Source organism: Pseudomonas sp. P5_A12, assembly GCF_056400685.1.
Genome location: NZ_JBFUKU010000187.1, coordinates 1 through 11,229, shown reverse-complemented (window position 1 = coordinate 11,229; position 11,229 = coordinate 1). Strand labels below are relative to the sequence as shown.

At 57.9% G+C, this 11,229-nt stretch carries 11 protein-coding genes and 1 pseudogene; 4 read left to right on the top strand and 8 right to left on the bottom strand.

Annotation, left to right across the window (positions count from 1 at the left end; genetic code table 11):
• The coding region (locus AC1DSG_RS21445; protein WP_477792678.1) for a LysR family transcriptional regulator at window positions 1-652 on the top strand (652 nt) is incomplete at its 5' end.
• Here the strand turns inward: AC1DSG_RS21445 and AC1DSG_RS21440 are convergent.
• The 8 genes and pseudogenes from AC1DSG_RS21440 to AC1DSG_RS21405 all read right to left on the bottom strand — a co-directional run bounded on the left by AC1DSG_RS21440 (window position 569) and on the right by AC1DSG_RS21405 (window position 8,687).
• Window positions 569-886, bottom strand: a complete 318-nt coding sequence (locus tag AC1DSG_RS21440) for an AzlD domain-containing protein (RefSeq protein WP_010464672.1) — start codon at window positions 884-886, stop codon at window positions 569-571. The two genes, AC1DSG_RS21445 and AC1DSG_RS21440, sit on opposite strands and share 84 nt — an antisense overlap.
• Complete coding sequence (locus AC1DSG_RS21435; RefSeq protein ID WP_477792677.1) at window positions 865-1,581, bottom strand: AzlC family ABC transporter permease; 717 nt, start codon at window positions 1,579-1,581, stop codon at window positions 865-867. Before AC1DSG_RS21435 ends, AC1DSG_RS21440 begins: the two co-directional genes overlap by 22 nt.
• Complete coding sequence (locus AC1DSG_RS21430; protein WP_477792679.1) at window positions 1,578-1,991, bottom strand: GNAT family N-acetyltransferase; 414 nt, start codon at window positions 1,989-1,991, stop codon at window positions 1,578-1,580. Before AC1DSG_RS21430 ends, AC1DSG_RS21435 begins: the two co-directional genes overlap by 4 nt.
• A 46-nt stretch (window positions 1,992-2,037) precedes the next feature.
• Complete coding sequence (locus tag AC1DSG_RS21425) at window positions 2,038-2,787, bottom strand: 2OG-Fe dioxygenase family protein (protein WP_477792676.1); 750 nt, start codon at window positions 2,785-2,787, stop codon at window positions 2,038-2,040.
• A gap of 280 nt (window positions 2,788-3,067) precedes the next feature.
• A pseudogene (locus AC1DSG_RS21420) lies at window positions 3,068-3,279 on the bottom strand (hypothetical protein).
• A 246-nt stretch (window positions 3,280-3,525) separates the two neighbouring features.
• Entirely contained in the window at window positions 3,526-4,632 is a 1,107-nt protein-coding gene (gene aguA / locus AC1DSG_RS21415) for an agmatine deiminase (RefSeq protein ID WP_477792675.1), read from the bottom strand.
• A gap of 5 nt (window positions 4,633-4,637) precedes the next feature.
• Entirely contained in the window at window positions 4,638-5,516 is an 879-nt protein-coding gene (aguB, locus tag AC1DSG_RS21410; RefSeq protein ID WP_477792674.1) for an N-carbamoylputrescine amidase, read from the bottom strand.
• Between the two features lie 258 nt (window positions 5,517-5,774).
• Window positions 5,775-8,687: an aminotransferase gene (locus AC1DSG_RS21405; RefSeq protein ID WP_477792673.1), complete on the bottom strand. Its 2,913-nt coding sequence runs from the start codon at window positions 8,685-8,687 to the stop codon at window positions 5,775-5,777.
• Between the two features lie 176 nt (window positions 8,688-8,863).
• On the opposite strand from AC1DSG_RS21405, the gene rfbB reads away from it, so the two are divergent.
• From rfbB to rfbC, 3 genes are all read left to right on the top strand, one after another.
• Window positions 8,864-9,946: a dTDP-glucose 4,6-dehydratase gene (gene rfbB / locus AC1DSG_RS21400; RefSeq protein ID WP_477792672.1), complete on the top strand. Its 1,083-nt coding sequence runs from the start codon at window positions 8,864-8,866 to the stop codon at window positions 9,944-9,946.
• Entirely contained in the window at window positions 9,943-10,818 is an 876-nt protein-coding gene (rfbA, locus tag AC1DSG_RS21395; RefSeq protein WP_477792671.1) for a glucose-1-phosphate thymidylyltransferase RfbA, read from the top strand. Before rfbB ends, rfbA begins: the two co-directional genes overlap by 4 nt.
• On the top strand, window positions 10,815-11,229 hold a 415-nt coding region (rfbC, locus tag AC1DSG_RS21390; protein WP_477792670.1), incomplete at its 3' end, for a dTDP-4-dehydrorhamnose 3,5-epimerase. The genes rfbA and rfbC, both read left to right, overlap by 4 nt.

Here is an 11,229-nt window from a genome sequence, read left to right as displayed (position 1 = left end):
GCTCAAGGTCGCGCTGAACACCACGCTTTCGTCTGACTTCAATCGCCGAATGATCGGACGTCTGATTGAGGTATTTCCCGACTATCAACTGGAATTCAGCTACGCCGAGTCGATGGAAAACCTCAGCAAGCTGAAGAATGAAGATTTCGACCTGGCCGTGTTGATCGGCCCGCAGCAGCCGGGGTTGCCGAGCATTATCCTGCCCGACGTTAAGGTACAGGTGGTCGGTGCCCATTGCGGCCAGGAAAACGATCCGCTGGTGATGCTCGGCAACAAGTTTCAGGTGCGTCCGGCCGGCGATTGTCCTTATTCCCACAGTTTTTTGCGTTTTCTCGACGCCGGCCTTGGCAATTACGAGTCGAACAAGCGGATGGTCTATTCCTGCAGTGAGACGCTGACGCTGTCGCTGATCACGCAAATGGATGGCCTCGGCATGGTGTCCCGTGACGCAGCCCAACGTAACGGCTTGACCATTTTCCCTGGCTTCGAGGATGCCCTCGAAGTGCGGTTGGCGGTCAATAACCCCGAGTTGTCGGGCCAGGCCTTGCAAGACGTGGTCGACCTGCCGCTACATGAACGAGCCGAGCGCAATGTACGCAGCCGTTCCCACCGCAACGGAGAGAAAGAGGTTTTTGCTGAAGTACGCACATAACAACGTCGGAATCGCGGCATAAAATTCCGGGCGATCGAGCTGCACGTGTTGATCCTTGATCAACAACGGCGTGAGGCTGATGGCAGCGACAATCGCCACCGGCAAGTATTCCAGCGCACGGGCGACGAAGGGCGGCCAATGGTCGGTGTTCACTTGCAGCGGCAATGCTCGCGGCAAAAACGTAACGGCCATCATCAATACGACGACCAGAATCAGGAACGTTTGGTCAGGCATACACCCACCCCGCAGCCCACAAAGGTGGCGATAAATACGTTGAATGGCGAGCTGCCGACCAGACTCAGCGCGCCCATGCAAGCGACGGCAGCCAGTGCGGCGATGAGTTTGTTACGCGTATTGCACAGCGAAACCAGCACATAGAGCATCATCGCCGTCAGCGCGTAGTCGAGCTGATATTTGATCAAGTGCGCCGCGTACTGCGCGCAAATCGCCCCCAACAGACCGCCGAGCACCCACGAGGTGTGACAATACAGATTGAAGCCGATCAGGTAACGCACATTGACTGGCGCACCTTTGCCCAGTTTGACGCTGTGGAAAGCGAACGATTCGTCGGTCAAGCCACCCGCATAACACCAACGCTCAAGTCGACTGAGCCCCATCGCCTGCAACGCCTTGGCCATATAGACCGACATCAGCATGTGCCGCGCGTTGATCAGAAACGTGGTGAGGACAATGGTGGTCAGCGACGCACCGCTGGAAATCAACGCCAGGGCGGCAAACTGTGAAGCGCCAGCGTAAACGAACAGACACATGGCAACCGGCAACCACACAGGCATCCCGGCATTGACCGCCATCAGGCCGAACACAAACGACACCGTGAAATAACCCGCCACCACCGGGCTGGCTTCGGCAAAGGTGCGCGAACGCTGGGGCCCGACCATCAGCGGCTGGCTGCTGGACGTCTCATTCATAGATCCCTCTCTAATGTTCTTTCGCCGCGCGGTTCGCAAAAACCCTGGGCACTCCAAAAACGTTTGCCGGCGAGGTTGGCATCGTCGACAAACAGGAACATCCGTAGCACGCCCACGCGCTTCATGTCCGAAGATGCTGCTTCAACCAGCCGTTGACCAACGCCTTGGCTGCGGTACATCGGGCTCACCGCCAAGTGGTTGATGGTGCCGCGGCTGCCAAGCATGCCACCCAGCACCGCGCCAACGATTTCGCCACTAATGTCCAGCGCGATGAACGAGGTGGTGGTTTTTTGCACCAACACCCCGCGCAGGCATCTGGCGTCCTGCCATTCGCAGAAAGACACCTCTTCGAATTGCCGAAAGAAGCGCTCCAGACGCTGCGCATCTTTGGCCGTCGTGCGCCGCAACATCACCGGTGCAGGGCACTCGGCGAGGTTCATCATGGGGTCGAGCTGTTCAGCGAACAATGTCAAAAGCGGTCCCTGGCCGCGAGAAGGAGATCGCCAGAATTTGTCGATAAGCCATGTTGTGGGAATGGGTATTGCGCGCCGGTGTGACGTAGTGGCGCATGTCCCGATCAAGGAAGTAAGTGGTATCGAGAATCTCCGTGTACGTTGTCGACGCCAAATGCTCTTGTTCATGGGCGCTGTACAAGCGGCTCTCCGCCCCCTCCACGTTATTACGCCCCCAAAAATGCACACCGCTGAACGGGTAGCCGTCGCAGTGAATGCCTTCCGGGGTAATCTCCAGTTGTTTGCCGGGTTTGATCTCAATACGGATCTGGTGAATCTGGCATTGCCAGATTTCGTTGTGCAGATCCGGTGGCAGAACGTTTTTGTACACTTCGAAATCCGTGTCAATCAGGCTGCGCATCACCGGTGAATGGATGATTTCATCCGAGAAGTCCTGGAAGTGCCGCACCATTCCACCCACATAGCTATTGTTGGCCTTGGACTGAACGTAGGCTCGGTGTTCCAGCTGTGTCAGTTCACGCGTCACCGGGTTGTACTCGAAATCGCTGTRGCGACGGTACCGATTGCCCGCCTCGGCCTGACCGTAGTAACTGTCTGGCTCCATGTTTTCCCAGCTTCGGGTCAATCTGACGAAGTCGGAGAAGTGTCCGAATAAATTGAAGTCACTACTTTTGACGTTGACGTATTTATCGCGCCGTAGCGATTCGCCCACTTCTTTATTCAAAACGAGCATTTTAAAAATCTCCGTGCATTTAGCTACCTAATCTAGAGAGCACAGGATTTGCGTCCATGAGAAAGAATTTCAGGCATCTCAAGCACGGCTTGAAACGGCGTTTTAAGCGGCTTTAATTCGATTTTTTACGACTGAAAACAGCCGTTTTCAGTGCTTTTTTACTGTAACGAGGTAAAAAACAACGAACCCGTCCGGGTGGGTTTTATAGCTCACAAAACCACCGCCCATAAAAAAGCGCCGCCATCCCGGCAGCGCTATATCAATCCTTTGTTTTTTCTTCTTATCCTTCCATCACATCCCACAACGCTTCCAGTTCCGCTTCACTGAATAAACCAGCGGGGTAGCGCTCGATATCGTCCGGCGCGGATCAGGTTGACTGATCTGACGCATTCCATTGGACTTCAACCAGTGTGTAAGGTCCTGGAGCGATTCGCCATTAATTGCCAGGGGATGCAACGCCCGCTCGCTCACTACGTTAACTTCGGCGTTCATTTCAACGCTCTCTCCTGGTTTGTGAGCGGCTAACTTATCCAAGGTTTATGACAGAACATCGCAGTTCTCCCCCCTCACTGTTTCGCGCGGTGACAGATACGAGAGCTGTGCCAAAGTTTCTGTACTGTCGACAAGCGTATACAAAAAAGCCCGCAGTCCTTTAGGGCTGCGGGCTTTTCATATAACGGGGAGGGTTAACCTCCGCTCAGCAATTTTTGCAATCGTCTCAAGCTGTTACAACTGCACTCACTCTTTGTGCGGAGCCGGTTGTTGTTGGGTAAGGCAGTGGATGTTACCGCCCCCCAGTAACAGCTCCCGACCTGGCACCATCACCACTTCATGTTGCGGGAACAGCGTCTGCAAAATTTCTTTTGCCGGACCGTCCAGCGGGTCATCGAAGCTCGGCGCAATAATCCCGCCGTTGACGATCAGGAAGTTCACGTAAGAACCGGCAAGACGAACAGTCGGATTGCGCTCCTGAGTACCGTCCACCGGGTCGACACCGGCGCACTCTTCTTCGGTCGCATACAGCGGGCCCGGAATCGGCATCTTGTGCACTGTGAACGGGCGACCTTTGGCGTCGGTGCTGTTTTGCAGCACGTTCATGGCCGCCTGGCAGCGCGGGTAGTTCGGGTCTTGCGGGTCATCGGTCCAGGCCAGCAATACTTCACCCGGGCGCACGTAGCAGCAGAAGTTATCCACATGGCCGTCGGTTTCGTCGTTGAACAAACCGTCTGGCAGCCAGATGATTTTATTCACAGCCAGATTGGCGCTGAGCACCGCTTCGATTTCTGCACGATCAAGGTGCGGATTGCGATTGCGGTTGAGCAGACATTCTTCGGTGGTGATCAGGGTACCTTCGCCATCGACGTGAATCGAGCCACCTTCGAGCACGAAGCCCTCGGTGCGATAACGCTGGCTGCGCTCGATCTCAAGGATCTTGCCGCCGACCTGCGAATCCCGGTTCCACGGCGAATACAGACCGCCATCGAAGCCGCCCCACGAGTTGAAGTCCCAGTTCACACCCCGGACTTCACTGCGGTTATTGATGACAAAGGTCGGGCCGGTATCGCGAACCCATGCGTCATCGCTGGACATTTCCACCACACGAATGTTCGGCACGTCGAGACGGGCGCGAGCATTTTCATACTGGCCTGCGGAAACCGCGACGGTCACGGGTTCGAACCGGGCGATGGCTTTTGCCACCGCCACGTGTGCCGCTTGCGCCGGTTTGCCACCCAGGCGCCAGTTGTCCGGGCGCTCGGGCCAAATCATCCAGGTCTGGGTGTGTGGCGCCCATTCGGCCGGCATATAGAAGCCGTCGGCGCGAGGCGTGGTGTGCAAAGTGGTCATGAGAATCAGGACTCCAGGGAACCGTCGAGAGTTTTCAGTGTGCCGTAAAGATTCGGGCGACGATCACGGAACGAACCCCACGCGCTGCGAATGTGTTCCAGCTCGTCGAGGTCGAAAGTGTGCACCAGAATACCTTCTTCGGTTTTGTTGAGCTCCTGAACTTTTTCGCCGAACTGGTTGGCGATGAACGACGAGCCATAGAAGGTAATGTCGTAGCCGTCCTGCTCTTCGTTGCCGATGCGGTTGCTGGCGATCAGCGGCATCAGGTTGGCGCCGGCATGGCCCTGCTGCACGCGCTGCCAATGATCACGGGAGGAAATGGTCTTGTCGTGCGGCTCGCTACCGATGGCGGTCGGGTAGAACAGGATTTCCGCACCTTGCAACGCCATGCTGCGCGCGCACTCCGGAAACCACTGATCCCAGCAGATGCCCACGCCGATTTTCGCGTAACGGGTGTTCCACACTTTGAAACCGGTATCGCCCGGGTTGAAGTAGTACTTCTCGTGATAGCCAGGGCCGTCAGGGATGTGGCTTTTACGATAAATCCCGAGGTTGGAACCGTCGGCATCGATGATTGCGATGCTGTTGAAGCGCGCACGTCCGGCCAATTCATAGAAGCTGATCGGCAGCACCAATTGCAGCTCTTTGGCGACTTTCTGGAAGTGCTTGATGGCGACGTTGTCTTCAACGGTCGTGGCCAGTTGCAGGTAATCCGGGTTCGGCTTCTGGCAGAAGTACGGGGCTTCGAACAGCTCCTGAATCAGAATGATCTGCGCGCCTTTGGCTGCAGCCTCACGGACCAGCTTCTCAGCGGTTTCGATATTGGCTTCAAGGTCCCAGGAACAGGCCATCTGGGTAGCGGCGACGGTAACGATACGGCTCATGAATCGGCTCCTGAGCAAAGGCTTGGGGTCGAGTGTGGCATCGACCCATGACAGAAATGGGAAGCACAGGGTGTGGATCGTCCACAGCGAGGCAGCGATGACTTTATAGCCGATAAATATCGGCTTTAGAAGCTACCTACAAACCTTCTGTCATATTTTTTTGCTTAAAAGCCGATACATATCGAATTAACACTATCCCTTGTGGGAGCGAGCCTGCTCGCTCCCACATTTGTCCCTATGCCTCCAGTGAGAAGGTGTTTACAGGCCTTCTGCGAGCACCTTGGAGAGCATGTCCACGAAGAAGTCCACGCTCTGCCGCGAGGTCACCATCGGCGGTTTGATCTTGAGGACGTTGAGGAAGTCGCCGGTCGGTTGCATGAAAATCCCCAGCTCACGCAGGCGATCACACAGCGCCGTGGTTTCTTCGGTCGCTGGTTCCAGGGTGTCGCGGTTACGGATCAGCTCGACACCCAGATAAAACCCGGAGCCGTGCACCGCGCCCACCAGTGGATGAATATCGATCAGCGCTTCCAGACGCTCCTTGAAATACCCGCCCACCACCTGAGCGTTTTCCCAGAGCTTTTCCTCTTCCATCACATCCAGCACCGCCATGCCGATCTGGCAACTGACCGGACTGCCGCCCGCCGACGAGAAGAAATAACCTTCGGCCTCCAGCGCTTCGGCAATTTCCCGCCGCGTGATCACCGCGCCCAACGGCTGGCCGTTGCCCATGCCTTTGGCCATGGTGATGATGTCCGGCACCACGCCCTGCTCTTCAAAGCCCCAGAAAAAATGCCCCATGCGCCCGTAACCGACCTGCACTTCGTCGGCGATGCACACGCCACCCTGCGCACGAACCATTGCGTAGACCTGCTGCAAATAACCCGGTGGCAACGAGATCCCGCCAGCATTGCCGTACACCGGCTCGCAAATGAAACCGGCCAGCTGACGCTTTTGCTCGGCGATTTTCGCCAGGTTGTGTTCGACGCTGCGTACATAGTCCGGCGCGCTGGCCGGGCCACGGAATTCGCCGCGATATGTGTTCGGCGCGATGACCGGATGCACCCAATCGGGACGGCTGCTCAAGGCCTTGGGATTGTCGGCAATCGACGTCGACACCGCATCGGCGCCCACCGTCCAGCCGTGATAGGCCTCCAGCACGCTGAGCATGTCGCGCCCGCCGCTGTAAGCCCATGCCAGGCGAATCGCCAGATCATTGGCCTCGCTGCCGCTGTTGACCAGGAACACGCGGTCCATGGAGTCCGGCGCCAACTTCAGCAAGCGTTCGGAAAACTCGGCAACCGCCGCATAGTTGAAGCGCGAGTTGGTGTTGAGCAGCGACCACTGGCGACTGGCGACCGCCGCCATGCGCGGATGTCCGTGGCCGAGTACCGCGACGTTGTTGAGCATGTCGAGGTAGGAGCGGCCCTGCATGTCGATCAGGTGGTTGCGCCAGCCGCGTTCGATGCGCGGCGGGTCGACGTAATAGTGTTTCTGGGTCCGGGCGAAACTGGCGCTGCGGCGCGCCAGCAACGTTTGCGAATCAAGTTCCGCTTCAGCATCACAAGCCAGTCCCAACAATGCCGCCGGCGATGGGCACAAGGCTTGCCACGCCAAGGCGCGCGAAGGTGTACAAAACAACGGTGCATTGAAAGCCGTGCCTCGGCACAACTGCACGATCAGAGGCCCGCTGACCGAGCCCAATACCTGACCTTTGACCAGTGCCGCGCCGATGTGCAGCGACGGCGTCACGCCCCACAACCGTACACTCAGTTGCGGTCCGTCGAGTTGCAGCACGCCCGCCGCCGGCTGATGAACCACACCGGCAAAGGGCGATTCAACCGCCGTGCCGTGGGGCACTCGCAACTCGACGTGCAACGGGCAGGTGTCCGGTTCAGCCGCACTGTCTGGACGAGTCCGCGACAATCGATATTGCCCATATCGACTGGCTGCCAGGCCGTGGGTCGCCGCGGCTTCGGTCAGCAGCCGCTGATCGATTCCTTCTTGCTCCCAGTTACCCGCCTCGAAATGCGGGCTGAGTACGCCCAGATCGATCAGCGCAAATTCGCGCCCCACCAGGCTCGGCAAAAGCGGAGCGAAACCTTCACTGCCAATGCTCGGCAGGCTCTTGCCAACCGACGTCAGAATTGCCGCTTCCATCAATTCCAGCGGCACTGATGTGGCCACGCGGAAAATTTCCCACTCATGGGTCAGGTTGTCGCGGCTGTACTGGTTGCCCGGATCAATGCTGACCTGCTGCTCGCCGCTGAGCACCAACACCGCCGCACGCGCGACGATCAGCGGCCAGAGCGCCAGCAGTTCTGCATGCTGCAAAGGATTGACCGCGTGATAGGCCTCAATCGCCGGCAAAATGTAGAACGGATCGCCGTTGGCGTGGTGCAGTAACGCCGCACAGGTCACCGAAAGATCGGTGATGCGCCAAGTGCGGACCAGGTCGCCGAAATCGATCACGCCCTGCAATTGCCACTGTCGTTGCGAATCGCGTTGCCAGACCACGTTGTCGTCGGTGATGTCCATGTGAATGGCCTGCACCGGTAACTTGTCCACCAGCGGTTGCAAGTGACGCTCGGCACGTTCGGCGGCAGCGGCGATCAACTGGCGTTGCGCGTCATCCTTGATGACCGGCAGCAAATGGCCGATCAATGCGTTGGCGTGGCGGGCGTCCCACTGCAACGTGCGCACAAGGCCCGGATGTTCAAAAACGGCCAGCGCCAGGTCCATTTCGCCGCACAGCTGGCCGAAACCGGCGACGACGGCTCCCGGCAGGTGATCGAGGTGGGTGAGCGACTGACCTTCGATGTAGTCGAGCAGTCGCACGTGCACCGATTGGCCCGCGACGTCCAGTGTGAGCAGATCAGCACCGTTTTTGGCCGGGATCACTCGCGGCACCTTCACGCCAGAGTGCTCGCCCAAATGCTTGAGCCCCGCGTGCTGGGCTTGCAGTTCCAGCGCCGCATAATCACCACGGCAGATTTTCAGGACGAAACGCCCCTGGTCGCAGTCGACGCGAAAGTTGAGATCCTGCTGACTGCCAAGAGCCTGCAACTTCCCGCTCAGCCCGTAATGCCCTTCCAGCAGCTCAAGCGCTTGCTGCGCAGACACTTGCGGACTGGGCAAACTGGCGCGGTGAATCAACGTGGCGAGCGGCATACAGCGACCTCTGAAATGTTATTAGGCGCTTATATCGCCACTGCATCGGTCGATAATCAACCCCCCGTTGACGCTGTAAATCCCAAATACGACCAACAACCCTCTTGCACCACCCGGCTCCTGCCGACAAGCTATGTACATTCGATTTATTGTCTTACGGAAAAAGGCTGGCCAACATGCGTATTCTCATCACCGGCGGTGCCGGTTTCATTGGCTCTGCCCTGATTCGTCACCTGATCCGGCACACCGGGCACGAAGTGCTCAACCTGGACAAACTGACTTACGCCGGCAATCTCGAGTCGTTGACCAGCATTGCCACCGACACCCGCTATGAATTCGTGCAAGCCGATATCGTCGACCAGGCGACCGTCAGCGCAATCTTGGCGCGCTTCCAGCCGCACGCGATCATGCACCTGGCGGCCGAATCCCATGTCGACCGTTCCATCGACGGTCCATCGGATTTCATCCAAACCAACATCGTCGGCACCTACAGCTTGCTGGAAGCAACCCGCGCCTACTGGCAGACCCTGACCGAGCCTGAAAAAAGCGCCTTTCGCTTTCATCACATCTCCACCGATGAGGTCTACGGTGACTTGCACGGTGTCGACGATCTGTTCACCGAAACCACACCCTACGCGCCAAGCTCGCCGTATTCCGCCAGCAAAGCGGCGTCTGACCACCTGGTCCGCGCCTGGCAGCGCACCTACGGCTTGCCGGTATTGCTGACCAATTGCTCGAACAATTACGGGCCGTTCCACTTCCCCGAGAAACTGATCCCGCTGGTGATCCTCAACGCCCTGGCAGGCAAACCGCTGCCGGTGTACGGCAACGGCCTGCAAGTGCGTGACTGGTTGTTTGTCGAGGACCACGCCCGCGCGCTGCTCAAAGTGGTCATCGAAGGGGTGGTCGGCGAGACGTACAATATCGGCGGTCACAACGAACAGAAAAACATCGACGTGGTGCGTGGCATCTGCACCCTGCTCGAAGAACTGGCCCCGCAAAAGCCTCAAGGCGTGGCGCACTTCGCCGATTTGATCACCTTCGTCCAGGACCGTCCCGGCCACGACCAGCGATACGCCATCGACGCCAGCAAGATCGAACGCGAACTCGGCTGGGTACCCGAAGAGACCTTCGAAACCGGCCTGCGCAAAACCGTTCAGTGGTATCTGGATAACCTGGAGTGGTGCCACCGCGTTCAGGACGGCAGCTATCAGGGTGAACGACTGGGCGCCATCAATACCAAGGAACTTCTCGCATGATGAAAGGCATAGTGTTGGCGGGCGGCTCGGGGACGCGTTTGCACCCGATCACGCTTGGCGTATCGAAACAGCTGTTGCCGGTCTACGACAAGCCGATGATCTACTACCCGATCTCGGTACTGATGCTGGCCGGCATCAAGGACATCTTGCTGATTTCCACCCCTCAGGACCTGCCGCAGTACCGCAACCTGTTGGGTGACGGAAGTCAGTTCGGGGTCAATTTCAGCTACGCCGAACAACCGTCGCCAGACGGTCTGGCCCAGGCCTTTTTGATTGGTGAAGAGTTTATTGGCGACGACCCCGTCTGCCTGATCCTCGGCGACAACATCTTCCACGGTCAGCACTTCGGTGAACAGCTGAAAAACGCGGCAAAACGCCCTTCTGGCGCGACCGTGTTCGGCTATTGGGTCAAAGACCCGGAGCGCTTTGGCGTGATTGATTTCGACAGCGAAGGCCGTGCCTTGTCGATCGAAGAGAAGCCGAAAAATCCGAAATCCAGCTACGCCGTCACCGGGCTGTATTTCTACGACAACAGCGTGATCGACATCGCCAAGGCCGTGAAACCCTCGCCTCGCGGCGAACTGGAAATCACCGACGTCAATAACGCCTACCTCCAACGCGGCGACTTGCAGGTCGAGCGCTTCGGTCGCGGTTTTGCCTGGCTGGACACCGGCACCCACGACAGCCTGCTCGAAGCCTCTCAGTACGTGCAGACCATCGAGCATCGCCAGGGCCTGAAAGTCGCCTGCCTCGAAGAAATTGCCTACGAAAATGGCTGGATCAGCCGCGAACTGTTACTCGAGCGCGCCAGTTATTTCGGCAAGACCGGTTACGGCCAGTACCTCTTCAAGCTGGCCGGGGAAAAACAATGAAAGTGATTGAAACCAGCCTGCCCGGTGTATTGATCATCGAGCCCAAAGTCTTCGGCGACGAGCGCGGTTTTTTCTATGAAAGCTTCAATGCCAAGGCGTTTGAAGACGCGACGGGCCTGAACACACAGTTCGTGCAGGACAACCACTCCCGATCCCAGAAAGGCGTGCTGCGTGGCCTGCACTACCAACTGCAAAACACCCAGGGAAAACTGGTGCGGGTGACCGCCGGTGAGGTGCTCGATGTGGCGGTAGACCTCCGTCGCGGTTCGCCGAATTTCGGCCAATGGGAGGCGGTACGGTTGTCCGCCGACAATCATCGGCAACTCTGGGTGCCCGAAGGCTTTGCCCATGGGTTTGTAGTACTCAGCGACTTCGCCGAATTCCTCTACAAGACCACGGATTACTACACAC